This is a genomic window from Rhodoluna lacicola (assembly GCF_000699505.1).
Classification (GTDB): Bacteria; Actinomycetota; Actinomycetes; order Actinomycetales; family Microbacteriaceae; genus Rhodoluna; species Rhodoluna lacicola.
Map to the genome: position 1 here is coordinate 75524 of NZ_CP007490.1, position 25648 is coordinate 101171.

Genomic DNA, 25648 nt, shown 5'->3' on the forward strand with positions numbered 1-25648 from the left:
TCAACGAGGAGGCCGGCATGGATTATGACCTTAGTTTGGTCCTGCCATTTCTAATCAAGAAAGCCGATGAAATTCTTGAGCTTTCGATCGAGCACATCACCGTGGTGCTGATTTCCCTGGTGATCGCGGCAATTATCGGTGTTGGCACCGGGCTTTTGGTCTGGGAGAAGCCAGTGGCTCGCTCCGCCGCCGTGGCTACCGCCGGAGTGATTTTGACCATTCCGTCGATGGCTCTGTTGACCATTCTGATTCCAATCATGGGACTTGGCTGGGCATCAACCGTATTTGCTCTGAGCATCTACTCGCTGCTACCGATTGTGCGAAACACCGTGGTTGGGCTTCGCGAGGTAGACGCGGCGGTAATTGAATCGGCCCGCGGAATGGGAATGAGCAAGACTGCCGTGCTTATGAAAATTCAGTTTCCAATTGCCTGGCCAGTAATTCTCACCGGCCTTCGCGTTGCGGCTCAGCTCTCTGTAGGTATTGCAGCAATTGCGGCATACGTGGCAGGTCCTGGAATGGGTGCCTACATCTTCAAGGGACTTTCAATGTTGGGTGCCGCCAACGCACTGAACTTTGCACTAACCGGCACAGTCGTGATTGTGATTATCGCGCTGAGCTTTGACGCAGTTTTTATTTTGATCAACCGACTAACAACCTCGAGAGGCATCCGTGTCTAAGTCAACCAGCGGCGCAAGCATTGAGCTAAGCAATGTAACTAAGTCGTATCCAAACCAGCCACAAGCGGCTGTTGAAAATTTCTCGATGAGCATCAACCCCGGTGAGCTAATTATGTTGGTTGGCCCATCTGGTTGCGGTAAGACCACCACCATGAAGATGATCAACCGCATCATCGAACCAACATCGGGTTCCATCAAGATTGACGGCGAAGACATTCTTTCGCTAGATCAAAACACTTTGCGTCGCCGCATCGGTTACGTGATTCAGCAAATTGGTTTGTTCCCACACATGACAATTGCCGAGAACGTATCGGTTGTTCCAAAGCTTTTGGGTTGGGACAAAGCAAAAACCGCAGCGCGCGTTGATGAACTACTTTCACTTGTTGATCTAGACCCAGCAAAATTTGCAAACCGATACCCAAAGCAGTTATCCGGTGGACAGCAGCAGCGCATTGGTGTTGCCCGTGCACTTGCCGCAGACCCACCGGTAATGCTGATGGACGAACCGTTTGGCGCAACTGACCCAATCACTCGCGAAAAACTGCAGGACGAATTTTTGAGACTGCAGGCAACAATTGGAAAAACAATTGTGTTTGTGACTCACGACTTTGACGAGGCCATCAAACTTGGTGACCGCATTGCAGTGCTTAGCGAGCGCTCACAGATTGAGCAGTTTGATACCCCGGCAAATATCTTGGCCAACCCAGCCAGTGATTACGTTTCATCTTTCATTGGTGAGGGTGCAGCGCTAAAGCGATTGGCGCTAATTCCAATTTCGTCGGCAAAGCTTGGTGCCGCTACAGCAAGTGGACCAGCCGTGATGGTGACTGAAAATCTTCGCGAGGCCCTAGACCACATCGTGCTAAACGGTGGTTCACCGGTGCCAGTAACTGACGCCAAGGGAAAGACCGTTGGCAGCATTTCTGTCAAAGAGATTTCAAATGCCCTGGGCGCAGATGCCTCAGCCCTTGGAATCAAAAAAGGCTAATCATGAGTATTCAAGCCGCATCAGATGTAAGCACCTCTTACAGTCAGCCATCTGACCGCAAGGGCCGCTTCTTCACAGCCAAGCGCTGGGGCACCCCGCTGCTGATCTTGGTGGCACTAACCGGTCTACTGGTTTTTCTAACCGTGCGCGGTGAGCCAGACAAGATTGAATCCTTTGCACTCAACTGGCCATACATGCTGGCCAAGGTTGATGAGCACATTCGTCTTTCAATCGCCGCAGCGCTACTGGTTGCAGCTATTGCCATTCCAGCGGGAATCTTGGTTAGTCGCTCAAAGTCAAAGATTGTGCGCGGCACCATTGTGGGAATCGGAAACGTTGGCCAGGCAACACCTGCCGTTGGTGTGATCATCTTGCTTGCTTTGATTCTTGGCATTGGATGGTCAACCGCAATCATCGCGTTGGTGTTCTACGGTTTGCTACCGGTGATTCGCAACACCATGGTTGGTATTTCACAAATCAACCCATCAATCATTGAGTCTGCAAAAGGTATGGGCATGACCGGTGGACAGATTCTTCGCAAGATCGAACTGCCGCTAGCAGTTCCAGTAATTTTGGCGGGGTTTAGAACAACCCTCGTCTTCAGTGTTGGTGTGGCAACAATTGCCACATTCATCAACGCCGGTGGTTTGGGGGAGGTGCTCGTGGTTGGTCTAAAGCTTTCACGAGAGGCCGTCACGCTGACGGGTGCAGTAGTGGTTTCATGTATCGCCTTGGGCATGGACTGGCTTGCCGGTCTGGTCGAAGACCTACTGAAGCCCAAGGGAGTATGAGTTCAAAGCTGAACTCAGCTGATTAATCGATTAATTAATAAGGAGCAGTAAATGAAAACCAGTCTAAAGACTGTACTGGCTGCAGTCGCCGTTGTCGGCAGCCTAACACTGACAGGTTGTGCACCTGCCGCAGAAGAAGCAACAAGCGATAACACAGCACTTGCTGGTCTAACCGGCGTTGTTGGTGCGAAGGACTTCTCTGAGCAGTACATCCTAGGAAACATGGTTAGCCAGCTACTAAACGCTAACGGTGCAGAGACTACCTACCAGACCATCGTTGGTTCTGCGAACGTACGTACCGCACTTGAGTCAGATGAATTCATGGGCTACTGGGAGTACACCGGTACCTCATGGTTGGCATACCTAGGTAACGACAAGCCGGTTCCAGGAGTTCAGGCTCAGTACGACGCAGTTAAGGCTGCAGACGCTGAAAAGGGTATTGCTTGGCTAGACGGTGCAGCGGTTAACAACACCTATGCATTCGCAATTCGTTCAGAGAAGGCAGCCGAGCTAGGCATCAAGACTCTGTCAGATGTAGCAAAGCTTCCAGCTTCAGAGCAGACCTTCTGTGTTGAGTCAGAGTTTGCTTCACGTCCAGATGGTTGGGAAGGCCTGAAGAAGACTTATGGCCTTACTGGCAAGACTGTAACTCTTGACACCGGTGCTATCTACTCAGTAACCGACAAGGGTGACGACTGTAACTTTGGTGAAGTATTCGCTACTGACGGGCGCATCAAGGCTCTTGACCTAGTGGTTATGGCTGACGACAAGGAATACTTCCCTGTTTACCAGGTTGGTTTCACCTTGAAGCAGAGCACCCTAGACAAGTACCCAGCGATTGCTGACATCATCAACAAGTTGACTGCAACTCTTACCGACGAGGTAATGCAGACACTTAACGCACGTGCAGACGTTGACGGCGATGAGCCAGCTGACATTGCTCGTGACTACCTAATCGAGCAGGGATTCATTACCGAGTAATTACTCGATAATTTATCCAAGCTTCAAATAAACAAAGGAACCTGAGATGGCACTTCAGATGCAGATCGGTGAATCATTCATCGGCGAAGGCGTAAACGCCGCACACATTAATACCGTGTTCGGGCATCGTGAAGGTCCAGCGGGAGTGGCCTGGGCAACAGCCCTGGCCACTCCTTCTCAGGGGCACGTTCCATACGTAGTGGTGCTTAAGCCGTCACTACCGGTCAAGCCATTGACCCTATTTGTCACCAAGGCAGCTCCGGCCAACGACACTCACGGCACCATGATTTGGGGTGCGGCTCAGGCCGGTGTGGCAGGCGGAGTGGCCGATGCCGTGGCCGAGGGCTTCATCAAAAAGAGTGACCTAGACGACACCGTGATCATCACAGCCGTTTGGGTAAACCCAGGTGCCGATGACGCCGATGCGGTTTATCACAACAACCGTCAGGCCACCAGAAATGCGCTGATGAATGGCGCCCACAATCTTCCGAGCATTGAAGACGTGCTCGATAACCGTGCTTTACCGCACAACCCGTACTACACCGCTAAAAACTAATTTTCTAAGCCAGATTTCTAAAGGACCAAGTCGTGAAAATCACCGATATCAAGCTAACCCGCATGCGGTTACCGCTTGACCCACCATTCAACGCAGCCTGGGATCCAAACCCTCGTCGTGAATTCACCGCAACTTTGGTCACCGTGGAAACCGATGCCGGTATCACCGGCTATGGCTCTGGCGACACAATGGATGGCTTTGAGGCATATCAACACCTATTTATAGGTACCGATCCAATGCAGATCGTGAACCAGGTAAAGCGCATCGAGACCATTAACTTTCACGGCGGCCGCTACTGGCCACTCGAGGTCGCGCTTTGGGACATCATCGGAAAAGTTGCCAACCTGCCGGTAGCCACTTTGTTTGGTGGTGCTAGCGATCGGTTGGCCGCTTATGCGTCATCGGGTGAATTAAAAGCTCCGGCCGCTCGCGCAGATGCAGCGGTCGCTGCAAAGGAACTTGGCTTCAAGGCCATGAAGATTCGTATTGCGCGTCACCAACTTAAAGAAGGAATTGCCGCGGTTCGTGCAGCGCGTGAGGCAGTTGGCGAAGACTTTGAACTGATGGTTGACATGAATCAGATGTGGCGAATGTCTGGTGACATTGAACCGGCGTTGACCCTAAGCAAGGTGCACTCAGTTGCAAAAGAACTACACGAACTAAAAGTTCTTTGGATTGAAGAACCACTACCGCAGGCAGATATTGAAGGCATGAAGCGCGTGCGTCAAGAAGTTGGCGTACAGCTTTCCGGTGGTGAGATGGTTCGCTCAATGGGTGAGCTTGCGCACCTGATTGAACAAGACGCACTGGATATTTACCAACCCGATGTCGTTCTTGCAGTTGGCATGTTGCGCGCACGCCAGGTGGCCGAGGCCGCGGCACTGAAGCACCGCCAGTTCACTCCGCACTCATGGACCAACGGCATTGGTGTGCTTGCCAACCTACACGTGGTTGCCGGTGTTGGTGGCGGCCCGTACTTTGAATTCCCATTTGATCCACCGGGTTGGACAGTCGAGCGTCGTGACTTCTTTATCAAGCCGGTTAACGTTGATAAGAACGGTGACGTGGTTGTTCCTAATGCACCTGGATTGGGAATTGAGCTTGATCACGAAGCGGTTAAGCGTTACACAATTTAGTTTCAACCAGCAATCAAGAAGGACAGGCCCAATTGGCTAAGAACTGGGTACAGCAGGCCAAAAGCCTGAAACCAAAGAACGATCTGTTCATCGACGGCAAGTTTGTGCCGGCGGCAGATGGTGAAAGATTTGAAACCCTTGCCCCGCGCGATGGATCGGTAATCACCACCGTTGCCAGAGGCAAAGCGGCCGATGTTGATAAGGCAGTGAAGTCTGCTGCCGCAGCATTTGATTCAGGGGTTTGGTCTCGCGCTGATGTTCGCCACCGCCAGCAGGTGCTGATTCGCTTGGCTGAACTGCTGCTTGAAAACAAAGACGAACTTGCTCTACTTGAATCGATTGAAACCGGTCATCCAATCGGCGACTCACTAAATGTTGATGTTCCGTCGGCCGCCAGAAGTTTTCGCTGGTATGGCGAGGCCCTAGACAAGATCTACGACGAGATTGCACCAACCCCAAACTCGGCACTGGCCCTGGTCACCCGTGAACCACTTGGTGTTATTGGTGCGGTTGTGCCTTGGAACTACCCACTAATCATCTCTTCTTGGAAGTTGGCCCCGGCCCTGGCCGCCGGAAACTCAGTGGTTTTGAAGCCTGCCGAGAACACCAACCTGGCCTCGCTGCGCTTGGCCGAACTAGCGATTGAGGCTGGCCTGCCGGCTGGCGTCCTGAACGTAGTTACTGGTCTTGGTGCCGAAGCCGGTGCTGCACTTGGCCGTCACCCGCAGGTAGACAAGATCACCTTCACCGGATCCCCTGCGGTTGGGCGCATGTTCCAGGAGTATGCCGGCCAGACCAATGGCAAGCAGGTTGCGCTGGAACTTGGTGGCAAGTCACCGCACATCGTCTTTGACGATGTTGAAGATATTGAAGCGTGTGCGGTGTCGGTTGCCTGGGGAATTTTCTACAATGCCGGTCAGACCTGTCACGGTGGTTCACGCTTGCTGGTGCACGAGAGTGTGCACGACAAACTTCTTGAGGCAACAATTCGCGTGGCAAAGTCACTGAAGCTTGGCGACACTCTTGATGAGTCAACTCAAGTCAGTGCAATCGTCAGCGAGAAGCAACTAGAGCGGGTGCTTGGATATCTTGAAATTGCAAAACAAGAGAATGCAAAGGTAGCCATGGGTGGCTCGCGCTTTACTCCGGCGGCTGGCCTTGAAAACGGATACTTCGTTGAGCCAACAATTCTTGACAACGTTGGTAACTCAAGCCGAATTGGCCAAGAAGAAATCTTTGGCCCAGTGCTTGCGGTAACAACATTCAAAACCGTTGCCGAGGCAGTGCAGCTTGCCAACGACACCGAATACGGTTTGGCAGCCAGCGTTTGGACGAAAGACATTTCTCGCGCGCACAAAGTTGCTCGCGCGGTTCGCGCCGGAACAGTTTGGGTAAACACTTTTGACGTTGCCGACATCATCGTTCCATTTGGTGGCTTCAAGTCATCTGGCTTTGGTCGCGACAGATCACTGCACGCACTTGATTCATACACCGCACTAAAGACCACTTGGATCAACCTTGGTTCACAGGAAATTTCATAATTAGAAAGCAGCAAATGTTTAACAAAGAAACAACCACCGTAGGTTTTATTGGCCTGGGCAACATGGGTTCTGGCATGACCAAGAACCTGCAGCTAAACGGTTTCAAGTTGGTAGTGAACGACGTGCGCAAAGAAGCCGCAGAGACACTAATTGCTAACGGTGCCGAGTGGGCCGCAACCCCAGCTGAGGTCGCGGCAAAGAGTGATGTTGTCATCACCATGCTGCCAACTCCAAAGCACGTGGATATGGTGTCGATGGGTGAAAACGGAATTCTTTCAGGAATTAAAGATGGCGGCTACTGGGTAGACATGTCTACCTCTGTGCCTGAAGTTACCGAGCGCGCACGCAAAACCAGCGAGGGCCGCAACCTTAACATCATGGACGCACCGGTATCGGGTATGTCTGTAGGTGCAGCAAATGGAAAGCTGCAGATTTTTGCCGGTGGTACCGCCGAGCAGTTTGCCACCATGAAGAATGTCTTTGAAGCCATGGGTGACCCACAGCGCATTTTGCACGTGGGCAAGGCAGGCGCCGGTTACGCGGTGAAGCTTGCGATCAACCAACTTTGGTTCTCACACCTGGTTGCTACCGCCGAGGTACTTAGCGTTGGCGTCAAGGCTGGGGTAGACCTAGAGGTGCTGCGCCAGTCGCTGATCGCCAGCCCAGCCAACTCAAACTTCGTTGAGAATGACGTGTTATCGGTGTTGAAGCACGGCGATTACGACGAAGGCTTTGCGATTGCCCTGGCCTGCAAGGACCTTGGCCTACACACCGATCTAGCCCGCGCGGTAGGTGTGCCGGTTGAGCTTTCGGCCCAGGTGGAGCAGATTTTCCGTCGTGCGAAGGCCCAGTATGGCGACCTAGCCGGCGAGATGACTCCAATGAAGCTGTACGAAGACCTAATTGGCCAGACTCTTCGTGTTGAGTAATCCCGCAACTCTATAAATAGGAATAAGCACAAATGTCTGAGACCAGAAAACTTTCAAGCTACGAACTAGTTCTAGACCCAAAACCGGCGGCACACTTTGGTGTTGGTGCCGTTTCAAAGGTGGGTGAGCTGGCAGCAGCGCAAGGTGCCAAGAGTGCACTGATTATTACTGACCCGTTCCTAGGTGCGTCTCCGATTTGTGCCGAGGTGCGGGGCAGTTTAGAGGCCGCCGGCCTCGCGGTATCTGTGTTTGATGGTGTTACTCCCAACCCAACAACTGCCTGCGTTGACGCAGGTTCAGATGCAGGAGCTGCCGCCAAGTGCGACATTTTGATTGCACTTGGTGGTGGCTCATCAATGGACACCGCCAAAGGCGTTTCACTTGGTGCCGTAAATCCTGAGCGTGGTGTTGCGCTGGATTACTCAACAGAGTTTAAGAATTCTGGAATTCCAATCATCGCTATTCCAACCACCGCAGGAACAGGTTCAGAGGTAAATGCGTTTGGAGTAATCACCGATGAAATTACCCACAAGCGTTTCTACGTTGGCCACTCAAGTGCGCTGGCCAAGGCCGCGATTCTTGACCCCAAGCTAACCGTTGGTTTGCCGGCTAAGGCAACTGCCGCAACCGGCATGGATGCACTGGTGCACGCAACCGAGTCTTATATTTCTGCACGACCAAATCCATACAGTGATGGAATTGCACTGCAGGTAGTTGAGATGGTTTCACAAAACATCGTTACCGCTTGCACCAAGGGTGATGACATTGAGGCACGTTCACAAATGTTGCTGGCCTCACACATCGCCGGCGTTGGTTTCTCACACACCGGACTTGGACTTGTGCACGGCATTGGTCACGCACTTGGTGGCCAGTTCAATATTCCTCACGGTGTTGCGCTGTGCCTAGTGCTTGAAGAAGTGCTCAAGTTTAATTTGCCGCACCGCGTTTCACGTTTTGCCCGATTGGCGTTCGCGCTTGGCGTTGGCGACACAGCCAAGAATGATGCACAAAATGCCGATGCCGCAATTGCGCGCATTGCCGAGCTGGTCAAGCAGGTTGGCCTGAAGGGCAAGCTATCGGATTTTGGAATCACCCACGAAAATCTTTCATCGCTAGCCAATGACGCAGTTGAAGATGCAGTAACAAACAACAACCCAGTTGCACCAACTCGCGAGCAAGTCATCGCAATTATGGAGAAGACACTATGAGCATCACCCCACAAGACGAAGCACGCGTACTAGATCTAGTTCCAAAGGGCATCTACGTAAACGGCGAGTGGCGTGACTCAAGTGACAAGTCAGTCATTGATGTGATTGACCCGGCAACCGGAAAGGTGTTGGCGCAGGTTGCCAACGCAACCCCGCAAGATGGTCAAGACGCATTGACCGCAGCTCACAACGCGCAGGCTGCCTGGGCCAAGACCTCACCGCGTTCACGTGCCGAGATTCTGCGCAAGGCCTTTGACAAGGTCACTGAGATGGCCGATGAATTCGCTATTTTGATGGCTCTTGAAATGGGCAAGCCGGTGGCCGAGGCCCGCGGAGAGGTTGCCTACGGCAGCGAGTTCCTGCGCTGGTTCAGCGAAGAAACTACTCACCAGGCTGGCCGCTTTGCCACCGCCCCGGACGGCAAGATGCGCATCATGGTGCAGAAGCGCCCGGTTGGCCCAAGCCTTTTCATTACCCCGTGGAACTTTCCGCTGGCTATGGCAACCCGCAAGATTGCCCCGGCAATCGCCGCCGGTTGCACCATGATCATCAAGCCAGCCGCGCTAACACCAATGACCACCTTGCTATTTGCCAAGGTGCTTGAAGAAGTTGGCCTGCCAAAGGGTGTGCTGAACGTAATTCAGACTCAGAGCGCAGGTGCAGTAACTGGTCCACTGATCAAGGACTCACGCCTACGCAAGCTTTCATTCACCGGTTCAACTGGGATTGGACGACGCTTGATTGCAGATTCAGCTGATCAGGTGCTGCGTGTGTCAATGGAACTAGGTGGAAACGCACCGATAGTGATTTTCGAAGATGCCGATATGGAGAAGGCATTGGCCGGCACCATGCTGGCAAAGCTTCGCAACATGGGTGAGGCCTGCACCGCAGCTAACCGTGTGATTGTGCACGAGAGCATTGCCGAGGAATTCTCAACCAAGTTGGCAGCGAAGATGGCGGCGCTTAAGGTTGCCCGCGGAACAGAAGACGGCGCAAACATTGGTCCAATGATTGACAGCAAGAGTCGCGACAGCATTCACGAGTTGGTGCAAGATGCTGTTGATAAGGGCGCCAAAGTTTTGACCGGTGGTTCTGTTCCTGCAGGTGAAGGTTACTTCTACCCACCAACTGTTTTGGCATCGGTACCTAAGAACGCCCGCATTCTGAAAGAGGAAGTTTTTGGTCCGGTTGCACCGGTAATAACTTTCAAGACAGAGTCCGAGGCAATTGCACTTGCCAACGACACCGAGTTTGGATTGGTTGCCTACGCGTTCACCAAAGATCTGAACCGCGGTTTGCGTTTGGCGGAATCACTTGAGGTTGGCATGTTTGGTTTGAACACTGGAATTGTTTCAAACCCTGCTGCACCGTTTGGTGGAATGAAGGCTTCGGGCCTTGGTCGTGAGGGCGGTAAAGAAGGTATTGAGGAATACCTTGAGACCGTTTACATCGGTATTGCTGATCCGTTTGAGGACTAAGTCAAACAGTTAGCTGCCGGGTTTTAGATCTCGCAAGGAAATTAGGGTTCCACCAAGCACGGCTGGAATACCGCCACCCGGGTGAACCGATGCACCAACTCGGCGAAGCCAAGGCTTGAAGATGCTGCGGTACTGCGGGTTGTGGAATGGGCCAGACATCCAAAGCGGATTGGTCTTGCCATATAGCGCACCAAGTGCCGAACCCCACTCGCCAAAGTACTCTGGCGTCAAAATGATGTGGTCTTCAAACAGTGAATCAATCGGTGCATTAAGACCCATAACCTTTGAGATGCGTTCAACCTCAGTACGAACCCAAGGGCTGTTTAGGTCATAAGTCTTGCCATCGGCCGGGGCGGTAAGTAGCACGGCAACGGTTGGCTTTTCGTTTGGGTAAACCTCACCAGCCTTGTAGTAATTCACAAACGCCATGGTCTGCTTTGGTGGTACGGCGGCCTCAAGCGCGGCATAAAGATCGGCGGGTTCATCGGGCATCACCACAGAGTGGGTGACGGTGCCCGCAGGCAAGGGCTGCTTGAGCACGGCATAAATTGCCACACCAGAACAAGAACGCTTACCGGTTGGCGGCTTTGGCTTTTTGCCAAGCAACACCCGCAGCACCTCAGGGTCCAGCGAGCTAACCACTAGGTCTGCAGGGTATTCGCCATCTTGAGTAGTGACTAAACCCTTTTTAACACCGATGACCCGCTCGCCCAAACGAATCTTGGCACCGGCCGCTTCTGCAAGCTTGGCAATGGTCTGCGGAATTTCATTTACTCCGCCAACAGGAACAGAGATTCCTTGAGTGGCCATGGCCGCGGTCATTGATGCGTAAATTGCCAGGGTTTGCTTTGGTGAGACACCTGCGTTCAAAGTGTGAATTGCGATTACCTCGCGAAGACCGGCGGGCATCCAGTTGAGTGACTTGATGTAGCTCTGCGTGGTCAAGCGCGCGCCATAAACCTTGAGCATCTTGCCAAGTGCCGGCACCGCCTTTGGATCAAAAGGATGTGCGGTCAACAGAGTTGAAATTGACGAAGTGATTTGATCGTGCTGTTTTTGAAAACGAGTCCAGGCTGCAAACCACTCGTGATTTTCTTTTACCGGCAGATCAGTTTCGTGCTCGCGAAAAAAGTAACGACCAACTTCGTTTAGTTTTGTAAATTCAACTTTTGCAACTGATGCGTTTTTTATCGGCGCCGACTTAGTTGCGCCAAGCGCATCATAAGTTGCCAAGAACTGCTGCCAAACTTCAGGAAAGGTAACCAGTGCCGGACCGGTATCCATGCGCTGACCACTTACTTCAACGCGTCGAGACTTGCCACCAATCCAGGTGTTGCGTTCTAAAACAGTTACTTGGTAACCAGCTTGCGCCAGCAGTGCCGCACTTGCCAGCCCAGAGATTCCGGCGCCAAGTACAACGGCTTTTTTCACTAGTACCAACCCATGAAGATTGCGGTTACCAACTGCACACCGGCAACTGCGCCAGCAACGTAAGGGAAAGTAATTGAATACTTGTAAAGGTCGTGCGCAACTTTGGGCGTTGGGTTCTGCCAGACCTTGATCACCAAGTATCCAGAGATCAGCAGGTTCACAAACGCAACTGGCACATTCACCATTGCAAACAGCACGGTTGCAACCAACCACCAGAAACCACACCAAATCAAAGTTTTCTTAACGCCCAGGTGCACGGCGGTGGTGACGATGCCGGTGTCAGAGTCCTGCGGAATATCTTGAATCGCATCGTAGGCGTGCTTTGCAATTGACCAAGCCATCAACGCAAACACCGCTAACCAAATTGGCTCTTTACCAAGTGCAAGAGGCACGAAGGCCAACGGAAAGGCGTAATCGGTGTTGGAAAAGCTATCTAGGTAAGCGCGGGCCTTTAGGCGAAGCGGCGGGGCAGAGTAGAAGGTGAAGAACAGGGCATAGGCCAGCATCCAGGCGGTGGCCTGCCACGGCAGGGTCAGGGCAAAGTAACCCAGGAACGGCAGGTTGGTCAGCGCCACACCCCACCAGATTGGCTTTACCTCGTTTGGGTAAATGTGTGCGCCCTCGTAGCCGCCCTTGCGAGCGTTGATGTTGTCTGTTTCTTGGTCGAAGATGTCGTTGATGCCGTAGATAAGAAGGTTAAAAGGCAGCGTGACCCAAATCAGAATTGGCAGCACGCGCCAGTCCCACAGGAATCCGGCCAACCACATGCCCATCACGGTGGTACCGATGGTGTTGATCCAAAGGACAGGTCTTGAAATAACTACTAGGCGTCTTAGCACCCCTTTAGCCTACGCTCAGTTGCCTGTTAGTCTTGGGCGTATCCGACAGAAATGGTTTAGCAATGAGGCTAGAACATGACCTTTTAGGTGAGCTAGAAGTTCCCGAAAGTGCATATTGGGGAGTTCACACCGCCCGTGCCGTGAAAAATTTCAACATCTCCGGCGTATCAATCGGCCACTATCGGTCGTTCGTAAGAGCCCTTGGCTACATTAAAGAAGCCTCAGCACTGGCCAATCATGAGCTGGGCGAGCTTTCCACTGATTTGTTTGAGCCAATCAGGCAGGCCTGCATTGAGGTGCGCGACGGAAAATTCGACTCCGAGTTTGTTGTAGACGCAATTCAAGGTGGCGCTGGTACGAGCACCAATATGAATGCCAACGAGGTGATTGCTAACCGCGCCCTTGAAATAGTTGGGCACAAAAAAGGTGAGTACCAATTTATTCATCCGTTAAACCATGTGAACATCTCGCAATCAACCAACGACGTGTATCCAACGGCCATCAAGGTTTCGTTGATCATTGAGCTCAATGCCCTACTTGCCGAGATGAAATTGCTGCGTGAATCGTTTGCAGCAAAGGCTAGCGAGTTTGCATCGGTGATCAAGATGGGTAGAACGCAGCTGCAAGATGCAGTGCCCATGACGCTTGGTCAGGAATTTTCAACCTACGACATCACCATGGGTGAAGACGAAGCGCGTATTCGAGAGGTTATTCGGCTACTGAGTGAAATTAATCTTGGTGGCACAGCCATAGGCACTCAATTAAACACCCCCGATGGCTATGCCAGATCAGTAACCAAGCATCTTTCGCAAATTACCGAGCACGAATTTCTGTTGGCAGAAAATCTGATTGAGGCTACTCAGGACACCGGTGTATTTGTTAGCGCATCTAGCGTCATGAAACGCGTTGCCGTGAAACTATCAAAAATTGCAAACGACTTACGTTTGCTATCCAGCGGACCACGAGCCGGATTTGGTGAAATCAATTTGCCACCCCAACAGGCAGGCTCGTCAATCATGCCTGGAAAAGTAAACCCGGTAATTCCCGAGGTGGTAAATCAAATCGCCTTTACTGTAATTGGCAATGACCTAACGGTGACCATGGCATCTGAGGCTGGGCAGTTAGAGCTAAATGCCTTTGAACCGATTATTGCCAGATCGCTAATGATGAGCATCACCTACCTGCGACGGGGTTGTGCAACGCTTAGAACTTTGTGTGTTGATGGCATCACGGCAAACGTTGAGTACCTCCGCATGACTGTTGAAAATTCAATCGGGTTAGTAACGGCCATATCGCCGCGCATTGGTTACGAGAACGCCACCGCGGTGGCTAAAGAAGCGCAGGCAACTGGAAAATCGGTGCGCGAGGTAGTGCTGCAAATGAAACTGCTCACCAGTGAAGAGTTTGACGCGATTCTTGGCGATGTAAATCGCCTAACTGGAAGAAGATAGCGCGAGTCAGCGGCACCCGCCAAAGACTCCAGAGCCGGCACAGAAAATCTCCTAGAAGGTGATGGTCACCAATGCCCGGCGATACGCCCCGCTGTTGTACTTTGTGGTCACTGACTTTGAAGACAGTTTGGCAACAGCTGGGTTCACCTTGGCTAGGTAGCTGCACACATTTCTTGCGCGGTTTCTGGCCAGTGCTTGATCGCCCCTCAAAATGGTTGGGCCCATGGTGTAGCCCACGCAGGAAACATTCTCAATTGAACTTGATGTCTTGGCGAACTTGCTGATTGCCTTCTTCATGCTGCTTGAAAGCACCGATGAACCTGGCTTGAAACCGGTCACCTTCAATACTTTGTTTTGTTTCACGACCGGTGGCGCTTCAACCACTGGAACAGGCGCAGTGACAACTCCGCCACCCCCACCGCCCGATGATTGCTGTGGTGCCGCAATCGTGGCCGAAACAGTTCCGGTTTGATAGGTGGAGTTCAAGAAGTTTCTCTGAGTCACAGTTGCCGATTGACCAACGGTCAAACCGCTCACCTTGAGTTTTCTGATGTTGCCCACGGTTGAAACAATTTCTACTGTTCCAGCTGAAACGGTTGGAGCATCCCAGCCGTAGGTTGAGTCGTAGTTGGTGATGTCTACCTCAAAGCCAGTGGTTCCAATTACTGGGGTACTGAAAATTGGCATTGGCGATACGTTGGCCGCGGTAATTACCGGGTCCTCGGTGAAGTTTAAAGCCAGGACTCCGTCTTGCACAGACTTTCCGATTACACGAACATCGTCACCAATAATCTGCCAGGCGGTTGCACCGTTGACGATAGATGAGTTGGTAATGGTGATGGTCAACGGAGTAACCGCATCTTGCACGGTCTTTGGTGTGGTCACGTCATCACCGATTGACCAACTGACCGCCATGTTCACGAAGTAGCTGTTGCTGCTATTGATCTTTGATTTAGCCAGTTCATCGTTTACCAAACGCCAGAAGATAACTTCCGTTCCAGCGGCAAGTGCGTTTGCAGGAATCTGGATGCGAACCGAGTTATTGGCACCGGCTGAAACCGTGGTGTCAATTGCTTCGTTGGCCACGATGTTCCAAGTCAGCACCCGCGACCTGCCGGCAGCACTTGTGCCCAGCAAAGAGTTTTGCGTCCACTGGGCGGTGAGAGTGGGGTTTCCGGCACCAACCGTGTAGGTATCGCCTGGGCTGTAGGCAACCGTTCCGTCTTTCCAACCGGTGAAAGTAAAGTTGCTTCTGGTTGGCCCGGCAGCAACTGTAAAGGTGTCACCCGCGGTAAGGGTTGCACCGGCTGGCAGGTTGGTCACGGTGGCAAGGGTTCCGGCCGCGTAGGTCAATGTGCGAGTGGCCACGATTCCAGCCTTGACGCTAATTGGCAATGAGATATCACCAGCACCAAACGGGTTTATCGCCCGCAGCTTCACCGAGTAGGTTGTGCCGTTGGTTAAACCACCGATGGTAATCGGCGACGAAGCGGAGGCCGGTGAGCGAGTGATCCAGGTTGCCCCGTTGTCTGTTGAGTAGGCGTAGTTAGTCACCGCCATGCCGCCATCGTTTTCTGGTGGGCTGAAGTTGATTGAAACTGATCCATCACCGGCGCTGTAACTTTGGTTTGCCGGCCTTGATGGCGTACCGGTTGGAACCACAGATCTACCAAGTGATGACGCTGAACCTGAAACGTTATTGGCAGTTACGCGAAGTGTGTAGGCAATACCGTTGGTCAAACCGGTGACGGTTGAAGTTCTAACGGTTCCCGCAACAGTTGCAAAAGTTTTGAACGATGCATCTGGTTCGCTAGATTCCTTGTATTCAATTAGGTAGTTATCAACTGCACCGCCAGCCTGTGGATCTTTCCAAGTTACGGTTACTTGGCGATCACCTGGTGATACCGGGAGGTTTGCGTTGCTAAGTGGGTAGCGGAACAGTGCGGCCGCACCATCGGGAATATTCCAAGCGCCATTCGGAATTGCTGGTGAGAACATTCCTCCGTTGCAAGAAACAGAGCACGAGTTTTTAATTACGGTTCTGGTTGGGTGATTGTTTCTGAGTGCCGGTGCCCAAATTAGATTGCGGCTTGCCGGTTGCATATCTGCAAGGGTTGCACTGAAGTCACCGTTAGCGATGTTTCCTGCTGAAGTTTCAAACCCTGTGATGTGCTTGTGAATCATCAGCATGTCTGAGTGAAACAGATCCTTGGCGTCTGAAACTCTGCGGTTCACGGCAACCTCTGCGCCTGGATAGTCAAGCAGTGGAATGCCATTCAAGACACCATTCCAGTCTTCTTCACCGCCAACATCCCCGGTTCGCCCGTCGTCGGCTGTGTAGCCACCGTTGCCACCCATTGGCAACACGTAAATGTAGGTCTCGCCGCTCTGTGGGTAAACGTCAATAGTTTGAATATTGCTGATCTGCTGTGGCCAGCTGACGTTATTTTGATAAAACAGGCGAGTGATCTCTAGGTCATTACCCATGAAGACGGCAAAGTCGTTATCGGCAACGGCCTTTAGTTGCACCTGGTTGAATACCGGGCCGGCTGGCGGCAGTGGCGCCGAAGCGCTGGCAGATAGTGGGCTTAGCAGGTGGGCAACACCAAAAATAGCTGCTAGAAATATGACCCTGAGTCTCATTAATGCATCCATCTGATCGACTTATTTGCGAATTTGCTTCGCATAGACGAACAGTACACGCGGGAACCTGCGGATAACCGAACACCATACATTTGTTCGTTGCTGGTTTGTACCCCCCAGACGGATGCCGGGTCAGCCCATAAGGCCCGGTTTACTGGGCGATAGGGAACTCGGCCCAAAGCGTGGTGTTTGTATCTACCTTTTTAACAGTCCACTGGCCCCGATACTGGCTGACCCAGGTATCGATGATGGCAAAACCCGCCCCGGCCACCAATTGCTGGGCAAGCTCGCGGCCGTCGTTGGTGACCCAAATTCTGATCATGTCGTCTTCGATTTTGACGACGATCTCAATGTTTCTTGGGCTGCCGTGCTTTGCGGCATTTAGCAGCGCCTGCTCCACGATTCTGTAAATGGCCAAACGCTGTTGTTTGGTGATCTTTTCTTTTTGATCAACCTGGATCTTGACATCAAACACCGATAAATACTGCCGACTCAAGTCATTCAGAGCCGGAGCAATTCCGGGACCATCAAGCTCGGGGGCAAGCGCTCTGGATGCCTCGCGCACATCAATCTGCCGGATTCTTTCGATTTCTTCTACGAAGGCATTGGCAACTTCTTTAGATTCAACCGGCATTGATTCGGTAGCACGGTTAATTTGGATGCCGAGCACCACTAAGTCTGATTGCAGCCGGTCGTGTAAAAAGTCAGCAATTTCTTTTCTGGTTTGTTCCTGCGAATCAATTAGTCTGCCACGCTGAACCTCAAGAGCAGCCTTAGCCTCTTTGGCCTGCTTTGCCTCTTCAGCAATTCGCGAGTTAGAGATGCCAAATGAAGCGTGCAAAAAGTAAAACAAGAATATGACGACCACAAAAAGTCTAATTTTGCTAATCGGTTCCTGCCAATAATCTGGGGTGGTATCGCTGGTCAAGATTTCGCGAACCAAAACTGTGATAGCTGAGAAGGCGATTGCGGTTAGGTGATATACCAGCGCATACATTTTCTTAAGTTTTTTGGAAATCAAATCACCCAAATAAATTACGCTGTACCCAAATCCAAAACACAGAGCAGCCATTGCAAAAATCCATGGTGCATTTTGCCCCCTTGCGCCTACTCCAGATTGCTCACTTAGCGAAACAACGACCGCGCTGACCACCATGAAAAGGAACGCGGTGGTGACTGTGGTCACCGCAACTGGCTTGAATGGCCAAGGGGAAAAAGCAAACCTAAGATTCTTCAATATCTTCATTTAGTCCAAACCAGACCTTGTGTCGCGAAGATACTTGAGCACCGCGGCGGTGCGTAAATCGGTGCCAGGTTTTGGATTTGGAATCAGAACCTTGTAGCACTTTGAAAGTTCTTGCCGTACAGACACCGAAGCCAAGTTCAAATGCTTAGCAATTTCAGTTGCGTCTAGTCCGGTGGCGGCAAGGGCAATCACCTGATGCTGGCGCTTGGTGAGCTTGGCCGAAAGGTTGGCATTATCTTCAACGCCAATAGAAGTGTTGGGGTCAACCACTGTTTTTCCTTTGGCGGTGTTTTCTAAAACATCCACCAAGTAGTCAAAAGAAAGAGTTGCTGATTTCTGAATCGCAGACCAGCCATAGCCAAATTGGTCTGGCAATGAATTTAGGTAGCCGGCCGAAATGTGCTGAGACAGCAAGACAATGCCCAGGTGCTCGTTCTTGGCCCTGAGTTCAAGTGCCAACTCAACACCCGTCAACGAGGATGGGCCCAGTGAAACGTCAAGCAAGGCAGCGTCAAAACGATTGGATTCGGCAACTTCTAGGGCCTCGCTGCTGTTGCGGGCGGTAACCAGCTGATCGACTTTAGGGTGCAGTCTGATGGACTGACCAAGCAAGCCAAGTAGGGCCTCGTCGTTCTCGACGTAGAGCACCTTAAGTCCCCGGCTCATCTTGGCTCCGATCGTATGGGTCAATTGAAATTACCACGAAGTAAGTTGGCCCAGACCGGCCAGACTTTACCTAATCGTCAGAGAGGGTGAGGGTCACTCTTGGTACGGACTGTGACTTTATGGCCTTTAGTTTCTTGACCGAGCTAGCCGGTAATTTAAACGACTGCAAAAGAGAGCTGGCGTATCTTGCAACGGAGTTTGCCCGGTACTTGGCTAACAACTCGTGCCGATTCAAAACCTTTTTCCCGGCGGTGAAGCCCAGTGCGCTGACATTTAGGTATCCATTGTTGGTGGTCATGAACTGTCTAATCTTTAGCTTCATGTCTGCAGTCAATTTGGTGGCTGTCTTCTTGAACCCAGCAATAGTCAAACTGACTGGAGGCTTTGTTGGTTTTACGGCCGGGGGTTGTGGCGCGGTGTAGTTTGAGCCGCCGCCACCCACAGAAGCAATACGAGTCCACTGCGCGAATAGAACCGTATCGCTACTCAGGGCCACATTTGATTGAGCCGGGGTGTAGGCAACACCTGAGCCATCATCGGCAGTATTCCAGCCTGCAAATGTGTAGCCATCTTTTGCAAGGCCACCGATGTTATCCCTGACGTTAACGGAACTTCCGTAGGTGAATGTTTGCGCCGCTGGCTCACTGCCAGCTGATGCTCCGTTGCCAGAATAAATCACAGAGTAGGTTGCGGGAGTCCAGTGAGCATAGAGCGTGCGCGCAGTTGAAAATTTCACGCTGCTGGCACCAAGAGCGTATGGTGTTCCAGTGCCGTCATCGGCGGTGTTCCAACCCGCAAGGCGGTAGCCACGCTTCACCAAGTTGCCAGAGTTTAGCGGCAAATTAATTCCTGGTGATCCTACATATGTGTTTTGTGAAGAAGGGGCAGAGCCAGAGTCAGCACCGTTGGCGTTGAAGGCGATAGTAATGTTTTGACCCCACTGGGCATACAGAGTAATTCCCTCAGCGAAGCTGTAAATGTAGTTGCTTTGGTACCTCACCCCGGTGCCGTTTGCCAGCGTGTTCCAATTTAGAAACGTGTGATTGTCTTTCACAAAACTATTGGCAGAAAGCCGTGTGCTATTGCTGGCTGTTTGATTTGCCATTGAGCCACTGGTTGAGGTGTTTCCATTGAAGACGATGTCGTTGTTTGCCTGCGCCACCCAAATGGCGTAGAGGTTTTTATCGGTGGTAAATGAATATTTTTGACCATCTTTAAATGTGGCCGTAGAGGCACCGTAGTTTTCATTCCAGCCTAAGAAGTTGTATCCGGTCCTGGTGAAGCCATTTAGATTCAGAGCCGTTGAACTTGAAGCGGTTTGAGAAGCGGTTGAACCACCAGTTGCCGCGTTTCCATAGAAGGTCACTTTGTAGGTGGCCACGATTGCCTCCCATTGAGCGTAGAGAGTGACGTCATCGGCAAAGCTGTAGATGGCTTGATTGTCATAGGCAAACCCGGTGCCATTTGCGTTGGTGTTCCAACCGGCAAAGGTGTAGCCAGAGCGGGTCATGGTGTTGGGTGAGAGATTGGTTGAGGTTCCAGAAACCTGATTCTCCATAGTCCCCGTGCCGCCATTGTTATTAAAGGTAACGGTGTGGGTCACCCCCGCAAGCCACTTGGCATACAAGGTGATGTCTTGCGAAGTAGTGAAAGCAGATTGATCGTCATAAATGGTTCCGGTGCCGTTGGCCAGGGCAGTCCACCCGCTGAAAACATATCCCGTGCGTGCAAAGGTGTTTGCACTGAGTTGAGTCTCTACACCGGCTGCAACATTCTGAGTAGTTGTGCTGGCACTTGAAGTATTTGAGTTGAAAGTAATTGTCTTGAGGTTGGTGTTGGAAACCCAGCGGGCAATAACAACACCGGAGCCACCGTCGCCAGCATCAATATCTTCCGGGTCCGTCCCACCGCCACCACCGCCGGTGTTAGGTGCACCATCGGCTGCGTTTGCCTTACCTGAGGCGCCGCCGGCACCATAGGAACTTCCATAGCCACCGCCGCCAAGACCACCTTGACCACCACCAGTTGTGAGTGGTGTTTGCCCGTTGAAGACTAAGTTGCCATCTGAGTCGACACCAACATATTGACCGTGGTTGTTGTTGATACCGCCACCGCCACCGCCGCCGTAGTAAACACTTGAACCGGTGATGTCAGAAGCTAGACCAATGCCACCATTACCACCGATGTAAGTTCTGGTTGTGTTGAAACCGGCACCGCCGGCACCACCGCCACCGCCACCTGCGCCATAGCTGTTGTAGGTTGAGTAACCACCGTTGTTACCTTGACCAGTTACACCAGATCCGGCAGGGCCAGAACCACAGGTTGAAACTGTGCAGTCAAATCTGGATCCACCACCTGAACCACCGTTAACGTTTCCGTTTACGTTCTCGGTTCCGCCGGCGCCACCACCTTTGGCAGTGATCGCGCCAAACTTTGAATCATCACCCTTGGTTGCCGCAATTACTGTTCTGCGACCACCAGAACCACCGGTTCCACCTCTACCCACTGTGACAGAAATAGCGCTGCCGCTAACCACGGAGTAGTCGTTTTGTTTCAGCACGCCACCGCCACCGCCACCGCCAGATCCTCCACCGCCACCGCCGGCAACTACTAGGTAATCAATTTTTGAAATACCGATGGGCACAGTGAACGAATAGTCAGAACCAACAGTTTTGAATTTGGCAACGCAGTAGATACCAGAGAGTGTGATTTCAACATCAGTTTCACTGGCGGGTGATCCACCCTTTGTGATTGAAACTGAACAGCCTGTGGGAACAGCGGCTGAAGCTACCAGGGGCGTGAGGGATGCTCCACTAACAGCTAAAACTAACCCGGCTACCATGCCGAAAATTGATTTGGACTTCATTTCCGCAATGCCCTCCGATTGCTGGAAGTATAAGTAGGTAACGTTTACAAGCATCAAAAATTTCACACTTGTATTTAGACCGCACCGGCTAACCTGAAACCATGAACTCAACCACTGGGGTCCTGCAAGACATTCAGATCACACCTGAATTGCGCGGAGTTATTGCCACCCCGCCAGCCAGTGCAGGCCCCGGCCCGTTCCCCGCAGTTGTGATGGTGCACGAGGTATTCGGCATCGATGCCGCAATGCGAGCACAAATCACCCGACTAGCCCAAGCCGGCTACGTGGTTCTAATGCCAGATCTGTTCAGCCGTGGCGGTGCCCGCAAGTGCCTAACCGCAACCTTCAAAGCGCTAACCGCGGGTAAAGGCCAAGCCTTTGACGATGTTGAAGCTGCCAAAGCCAACCTGCTCGCTCGCACTGACACCACGAAGAAAATCGGTGTGATTGGTTTCTGCATGGGTGGTGGCTTTGCGCTGTTGCTGGCTAATCGCGGCTACGACGCATCGGCTGTGAATTACGGCATGATGCCTAAAGATCTTGATGCCGTGCTCGAGGGCGCGTGCCCGATTGTTGGTAGCTTCGGCGCCAAAGACAAGCAGCTGACCGGTGCCGCAACCAAGCTTGAGCTGGCGCTAACTAAAAAGAAGATTGCGCACGATATAAAGGAATACCCCGATACCGGTCACGCCTTTATGAACCCGCACCAGGCGGGTGGCCCAGTGTTTGGAACCCTGCTGCGAATTTCCGGAGCTAAACCCAACCCCGATGCCGCCGCAGACGCATGGTCTCGCATTGAGAAGTTCTTTGCAGAACATCTGGGTTAGAAATTTTTATTTAGTAATTAGTGCATTGACCATTGAGTCAATAGTTTCGGCGTCAAGAACATAATCAATTGCCATTACGTTGGCGCCAATAATTCCGCCTTCTTTGCCAACTTTACTTTGAACAATCAAAAGATTTTCGCTAGCCAACGGCATTGAACGGGCATAAACGACTTCACGCACGCCAGCGATTAGATGTTCACCAGCAGATGCTAGAGATCCACCAATCACAATCACGGCGGGGTTAATCAAACTTACGCAGGTACTCAGAACTTCACCAATGTCACGACCGGCTTGACGCACTGCTTGAATCGCTTCTACCTTTGCGCGCTTAGTTGCGTCAATTAGATCAGAGCTGTTTCTTATTGGTAAGCCATCAGCAACTAGCTTCTTGATAATTGCCGGCGCACTTGCAACTGCTTCAAGGCAACCAAAATTACCGCAGTGACAAGATACACCTCCACCGCTTGATACACGCACGTGACCAATGTCACCAGCGGTACCTTGAGCACCACGCTGTAACTGGCCACCAGAAATAATTCCTGAACCAATTCCAGTTGCTGCCTTTAGAAAAATTAGGTGATCAACATCTGGATACGATGCGTAGCGTTCGCCTAGAGCCATAACGTTTACATCGTTGTCTACCAAAACTTTTGCATTGAAGTCTTGATTCACGCGTGCAGGAACATCAAAAGCATCCCAACCCATCATGATCGGGGGGCTTGCGGGTTTTCCGGTTGAATGTTCCACCGGGCCGGGCAAACCAATTCCAATTGCTAACAAATTTTCTTCTGCTATTCCTTGCCCTGCTAAAAGGTGTTTAAGTTCCGCAATCATCCAGCGAAGGCAGACCTCAGGTCCATCAGAAATTTGACGTTTAGTTTCAATTGAGGCCAGGATTTTTCCGCTGAAGTCGGCCAGCGAGGCAACCGCGTGAGATGCGCCAAAGTCAACACCAGCAACCACAAAGGCGCGTTCGTTCAAAACCAATTGCGTGGAGGGGCGGCCGCCGGTTGAAGAGTTCTCTGCCGCAGGCGAAATGACGCCAAGCTCAATCAGAGGGTCAAGTCGCAGTGAGATGGTTGACCGGGCCAGACCGGTTAGTTCGGCTAATTCGGCCTTGGTGTGGGGCTGGCCATCACGGAATAGCTGAAATAGTTGGCCAGAACTTAGCCCAAAACTACTTCTGTTGATTTCAACCATTCATAAAGCATAAGCACAAAGATTTGAGGACTTTCGAAATAAGACTGTCACAAATCCATAACGTTATGACGAAACTCGACATAAGTACGAAAATTGGCGTCATTATGTACTTAGGTAATAAGCGACACCGGATTTAGGAGATTGAACAATGAAGTTTGGATATCAAACCATTACTTGGGGCGGAGTGGTTGGCCACCCAGGCGGCGTCACCAGCATCAAGGACTTGTTCTACATGACTCACGGTGACACCCAGGCCGCGATTCGCGATATCGCTAGCGTCGGTTACCAGGGCGTTGAGGTTTTTGATGGCAACCTAGCCGAGTTCGCCGATAAGGCTGAGGAACTGTTATCGGTGCTTTCTGAGACCAACACCGAACTTGTTTCTGTCTACACCGGGGCTAATTTCATCTACGACGAAATCCTGGACGACGAGCTCTACAAGATTGAGCAGGCAGCCACCCTGGCCAAAAAGTTTGGAGCCAGCCGAATTGTGTTGGGTGGTGGGGCAAAGCGCCCCGATGGCCCAAAGGCCGATGATTTTAAAAAGGTTGGCCGCGGGCTAGACATGGCCGCCGACATTGCTCGCAAGCACGGGCTAGAGAGTAGCTATCACCCTCACCTAGGCACCATCTCTGAAACCCTTGACGGCTTTCACCAAATTATGGACTCGTGCTCGATTGGCTTTTGCCCGGATACAGCACACCTGACTCTTTCTGGCATTGATCCAGTTTCGGCGATCGATCGATACGGCGACCGTCTAAAGCACATTCACTTCAAAGACGTCTCTAACAAGACAGGAAACTTCACCCCGCTTGGCGAGGGTGACATTGACTTCAAAGAAATCCTTTCGGCTATCAAACGAGCTAACTACGACAGCTGGCTAATGGTTGAACTGGATTCCTACGAAGGTGATCCAAAGAAAGCAGCAGAAATCAGCAAGAGGTATCTAGAGCAATTATTTGCTAACTAGAAGAACCACCCATCCATCAAAATAAAAGGGAGTTACCTTAATGAAGAGATCAAAATCAATAGCCGTGAGTCTTGCGGCAATTTCAGCCCTACTTCTTGCGGGATGTAGCTCACCTGGAACAGAGGCATCATCGAGTACAGACTCGAAAGCCATTGTTCTGGATGCCGCATCACTCACTCCAAATGGAATAATCGGAAAAGGCAAGAATGGTGAAGAGCCAGCCAGCGTCGACGCTCTCCAGCTCACCGACGAAGAGAAAGCAAAAGTCAAGGCCGGAAAGTTTACCGCAGCTATAGCAATGCAGACGATGGACATCGACTGGTCACGACTAACTCTAAAAGGTATTCAAGATACATTCGATTCACTTGGCATCAAGGTCGTTGGCGTTACGGACGCTAAATTTGATGTTCAGCAACAGATCGCTGATCTTGAGAACTTGATTACTAAGAAGCCCGACGTCATCATCAGTATTCCTGTTGACGACGTGGCGACCGCGGAGGCGTACAAAAAGGTCTCAGCAGCCGGCATCAAACTCATTTTCATCCACATGCCAGCTTCTGGACTAAAATACCCAGCGGATTACCAGGCTGTTGTCGCTCCTGACAACCAAGGAAACGGTGAAATCGCGGCCGCCGCTTTGTCTAAGTACATTCCGGAAAACGGCGTAGCGGGAATCGTTGATTTTGCTGTTGATTTTTACACAACGAACCAACGAACTCTTCGCGTCAAGAACTGGTTCTCTGAGAATCGTCCAGACGTGAAAATCAAAGAGGTTGGTTTCACAGACACCACAGCAGTCGGACCAATCACGGCTAACTTCGTCACGGCGAACCCAGATGTCAACGGCCTATTTATCATTTGGGACTCACCGGCCATGCAGTCGGTTGCCGCACTTCGAAGTGCTGGCGTGACCTTGCCGATAACCACGATTGACCTGGGAACTGAAGACGCAGTTGACATGGCAGGAGATGGCTACATCAAGGCTGTTGGCGCGCAACGTCCATACGACCAGGGAGTAGCGGAAGCGTTGGCTGCGGCAAATGCACTTCTCGGGAAAAAGGTTCCAGCTTGGGTTGCATTACCAGCAGTTGCTGTGACACCCGGCAATCTTCTTGAGAGCTACAAGAGCATCTTCGGGACTGAAGTCCCCAAGGAAATTGTCGATGCATGTAACACCTCTGGAATCTGCGGAAAATAAAAGAAATTGGACTTCCCTGGGCC

The 25648-nt window shown here is 51.7% G+C and carries 21 protein-coding genes; 14 read left to right on the plus strand and 7 right to left on the minus strand.

The features are described 5' to 3' along the window. The first annotated feature begins 17 nt into the window (after window positions 1-17). The 10 genes from RHOLA_RS00385 to RHOLA_RS00430 are packed head-to-tail and all read left to right on the plus strand — an operon-like array spanning window position 18 to window position 10288. Complete coding sequence (locus RHOLA_RS00385) at window positions 18-680, plus strand: ABC transporter permease (RefSeq protein WP_038501578.1); 663 nt, start codon at window positions 18-20, stop codon at window positions 678-680. Beyond that, entirely contained in the window at window positions 673-1668 is a 996-nt protein-coding gene (locus RHOLA_RS00390) for an ABC transporter ATP-binding protein (RefSeq protein WP_038501581.1), read from the plus strand. The genes RHOLA_RS00385 and RHOLA_RS00390 overlap by 8 nt, the downstream gene beginning before the upstream one ends. A 2-nt stretch (window positions 1669-1670) precedes the next feature. Continuing rightward, entirely contained in the window at window positions 1671-2459 is a 789-nt protein-coding gene (locus RHOLA_RS00395; protein WP_038501583.1) for an ABC transporter permease, read from the plus strand. Between the two features lie 51 nt (window positions 2460-2510). Next, window positions 2511-3440: a glycine betaine ABC transporter substrate-binding protein gene (locus RHOLA_RS00400; RefSeq protein ID WP_038501585.1), complete on the plus strand. Its 930-nt coding sequence runs from the start codon at window positions 2511-2513 to the stop codon at window positions 3438-3440. A gap of 46 nt (window positions 3441-3486) precedes the next feature. Beyond that, on the plus strand, window positions 3487-3996 hold the full coding sequence (gene fae, locus RHOLA_RS00405) for a formaldehyde-activating enzyme (RefSeq protein ID WP_038501587.1): 510 nt from the start codon (window positions 3487-3489) through the stop codon (window positions 3994-3996). 32 nt (window positions 3997-4028) lie between these two features. Next, window positions 4029-5132 carry a mandelate racemase/muconate lactonizing enzyme family protein gene (locus RHOLA_RS00410; protein ID WP_038501589.1) on the plus strand — a complete coding sequence of 368 codons (1104 nt, stop codon included), beginning with the start codon at window positions 4029-4031 and terminating at the stop codon, window positions 5130-5132. A gap of 32 nt (window positions 5133-5164) precedes the next feature. Further along, window positions 5165-6673, plus strand: a complete 1509-nt coding sequence (locus RHOLA_RS00415) for an aldehyde dehydrogenase (protein WP_038501591.1) — start codon at window positions 5165-5167, stop codon at window positions 6671-6673. 14 nt (window positions 6674-6687) lie between these two features. After that, window positions 6688-7602 carry an NAD(P)-dependent oxidoreductase gene (locus RHOLA_RS00420; RefSeq protein ID WP_038501593.1) on the plus strand — a complete coding sequence of 305 codons (915 nt, stop codon included), beginning with the start codon at window positions 6688-6690 and terminating at the stop codon, window positions 7600-7602. Window positions 7603-7634: 32 nt separating this feature from the next. Continuing rightward, window positions 7635-8810 carry an iron-containing alcohol dehydrogenase gene (locus RHOLA_RS00425; protein WP_038501595.1) on the plus strand — a complete coding sequence of 392 codons (1176 nt, stop codon included), beginning with the start codon at window positions 7635-7637 and terminating at the stop codon, window positions 8808-8810. After that, window positions 8807-10288 carry an NAD-dependent succinate-semialdehyde dehydrogenase gene (locus RHOLA_RS00430; RefSeq protein ID WP_038501597.1) on the plus strand — a complete coding sequence of 494 codons (1482 nt, stop codon included), beginning with the start codon at window positions 8807-8809 and terminating at the stop codon, window positions 10286-10288. The genes RHOLA_RS00425 and RHOLA_RS00430 overlap by 4 nt, the downstream gene beginning before the upstream one ends. A gap of 9 nt (window positions 10289-10297) precedes the next feature. Here RHOLA_RS00430 and RHOLA_RS00435 read toward each other — a convergent pair whose 3' ends face one another. Then, complete coding sequence (locus RHOLA_RS00435) at window positions 10298-11719, minus strand: phytoene desaturase family protein (RefSeq protein WP_038501599.1); 1422 nt, start codon at window positions 11717-11719, stop codon at window positions 10298-10300. Further along, complete coding sequence (locus RHOLA_RS00440) at window positions 11719-12558, minus strand: UbiA family prenyltransferase (protein WP_038501601.1); 840 nt, start codon at window positions 12556-12558, stop codon at window positions 11719-11721. Before RHOLA_RS00440 ends, RHOLA_RS00435 begins: the two co-directional genes overlap by 1 nt. A gap of 62 nt (window positions 12559-12620) precedes the next feature. Here RHOLA_RS00440 and RHOLA_RS00445 point away from each other — a divergent pair, with 62 nt between their 5' ends. Continuing rightward, window positions 12621-14009 carry an aspartate ammonia-lyase gene (locus tag RHOLA_RS00445; RefSeq protein WP_038501603.1) on the plus strand — a complete coding sequence of 463 codons (1389 nt, stop codon included), beginning with the start codon at window positions 12621-12623 and terminating at the stop codon, window positions 14007-14009. 51 nt (window positions 14010-14060) lie between these two features. On the opposite strand, the gene RHOLA_RS00450 is transcribed toward RHOLA_RS00445, so the two are convergent. The 4 genes from RHOLA_RS00450 to RHOLA_RS07000 form a co-directional block, all read right to left on the minus strand. Beyond that, the gene (locus RHOLA_RS00450; RefSeq protein ID WP_084321289.1) at window positions 14061-16664 is read right to left on the minus strand and encodes a fibronectin type III domain-containing protein; all 2604 of its coding nucleotides are present in this window, start codon (window positions 16662-16664) and stop codon (window positions 14061-14063) included. A gap of 139 nt (window positions 16665-16803) precedes the next feature. Then, window positions 16804-17898 carry a sensor histidine kinase gene (locus tag RHOLA_RS00455; RefSeq protein WP_038501607.1) on the minus strand — a complete coding sequence of 365 codons (1095 nt, stop codon included), beginning with the start codon at window positions 17896-17898 and terminating at the stop codon, window positions 16804-16806. Continuing rightward, window positions 17899-18564, minus strand: coding sequence for a response regulator (locus RHOLA_RS00460; protein WP_038501609.1), 666 nt, complete (start codon window positions 18562-18564; stop codon window positions 17899-17901). 70 nt (window positions 18565-18634) lie between these two features. Further along, window positions 18635-21430 carry an InlB B-repeat-containing protein gene (locus tag RHOLA_RS07000; protein ID WP_144239010.1) on the minus strand — a complete coding sequence of 932 codons (2796 nt, stop codon included), beginning with the start codon at window positions 21428-21430 and terminating at the stop codon, window positions 18635-18637. A 101-nt stretch (window positions 21431-21531) separates the two neighbouring features. Here RHOLA_RS07000 and RHOLA_RS00470 point away from each other — a divergent pair, with 101 nt between their 5' ends. Beyond that, window positions 21532-22257, plus strand: a complete 726-nt coding sequence (locus RHOLA_RS00470; RefSeq protein WP_051636130.1) for a dienelactone hydrolase family protein — start codon at window positions 21532-21534, stop codon at window positions 22255-22257. A gap of 6 nt (window positions 22258-22263) precedes the next feature. Here RHOLA_RS00470 and RHOLA_RS00475 read toward each other — a convergent pair whose 3' ends face one another. Further along, window positions 22264-23457: an ROK family transcriptional regulator gene (locus RHOLA_RS00475; RefSeq protein WP_051636131.1), complete on the minus strand. Its 1194-nt coding sequence runs from the start codon at window positions 23455-23457 to the stop codon at window positions 22264-22266. Between the two features lie 148 nt (window positions 23458-23605). Here RHOLA_RS00475 and RHOLA_RS00480 point away from each other — a divergent pair, with 148 nt between their 5' ends. Further along, on the plus strand, window positions 23606-24427 hold the full coding sequence (locus RHOLA_RS00480; RefSeq protein WP_038501611.1) for a sugar phosphate isomerase/epimerase family protein: 822 nt from the start codon (window positions 23606-23608) through the stop codon (window positions 24425-24427). Window positions 24428-24467: 40 nt separating this feature from the next. After that, complete coding sequence (locus RHOLA_RS00485) at window positions 24468-25625, plus strand: substrate-binding domain-containing protein (protein WP_038501613.1); 1158 nt, start codon at window positions 24468-24470, stop codon at window positions 25623-25625. The last annotated feature ends 23 nt before the right edge of the window (window positions 25626-25648 follow it).

Excerpts from the sequence above, each read along its gene's own strand:
- RHOLA_RS00385 (WP_038501578.1), top strand. The coding sequence starts at position 18 with ATGGATTATGACCTTAGTTTGGTCCTGCCATTTCTAATCAAGAAAGCC.
- RHOLA_RS00395 (WP_038501583.1), top strand. The coding sequence starts at position 1,671 with ATGAGTATTCAAGCCGCATCAGATGTAAGCACCTCTTACAGTCAGCCA.
- RHOLA_RS00400 (WP_038501585.1), top strand. The coding sequence starts at position 2,511 with ATGAAAACCAGTCTAAAGACTGTACTGGCTGCAGTCGCCGTTGTCGGC.
- fae (WP_038501587.1), top strand. The coding sequence starts at position 3,487 with ATGGCACTTCAGATGCAGATCGGTGAATCATTCATCGGCGAAGGCGTA.
- RHOLA_RS00420 (WP_038501593.1), top strand. The coding sequence starts at position 6,688 with ATGTTTAACAAAGAAACAACCACCGTAGGTTTTATTGGCCTGGGCAAC.
- RHOLA_RS00425 (WP_038501595.1), top strand. The coding sequence starts at position 7,635 with ATGTCTGAGACCAGAAAACTTTCAAGCTACGAACTAGTTCTAGACCCA.
- RHOLA_RS00430 (WP_038501597.1), top strand. The coding sequence starts at position 8,807 with ATGAGCATCACCCCACAAGACGAAGCACGCGTACTAGATCTAGTTCCA.
- RHOLA_RS00445 (WP_038501603.1), top strand. The coding sequence starts at position 12,621 with ATGAGGCTAGAACATGACCTTTTAGGTGAGCTAGAAGTTCCCGAAAGT.
- RHOLA_RS00450 (WP_084321289.1), bottom strand. The coding sequence starts at position 16,664 with ATGGATGCATTAATGAGACTCAGGGTCATATTTCTAGCAGCTATTTTT.
- RHOLA_RS00455 (WP_038501607.1), bottom strand. The coding sequence starts at position 17,898 with ATGAAGATATTGAAGAATCTTAGGTTTGCTTTTTCCCCTTGGCCATTC.
- RHOLA_RS00460 (WP_038501609.1), bottom strand. The coding sequence starts at position 18,564 with ATGAGCCGGGGACTTAAGGTGCTCTACGTCGAGAACGACGAGGCCCTA.
- RHOLA_RS07000 (WP_144239010.1), bottom strand. The coding sequence starts at position 21,430 with ATGAAGTCCAAATCAATTTTCGGCATGGTAGCCGGGTTAGTTTTAGCT.
- RHOLA_RS00470 (WP_051636130.1), top strand. The coding sequence starts at position 21,532 with ATGAACTCAACCACTGGGGTCCTGCAAGACATTCAGATCACACCTGAA.
- RHOLA_RS00475 (WP_051636131.1), bottom strand. The coding sequence starts at position 23,457 with ATGGTTGAAATCAACAGAAGTAGTTTTGGGCTAAGTTCTGGCCAACTA.
- RHOLA_RS00480 (WP_038501611.1), top strand. The coding sequence starts at position 23,606 with ATGAAGTTTGGATATCAAACCATTACTTGGGGCGGAGTGGTTGGCCAC.
- RHOLA_RS00485 (WP_038501613.1), top strand. The coding sequence starts at position 24,468 with ATGAAGAGATCAAAATCAATAGCCGTGAGTCTTGCGGCAATTTCAGCC.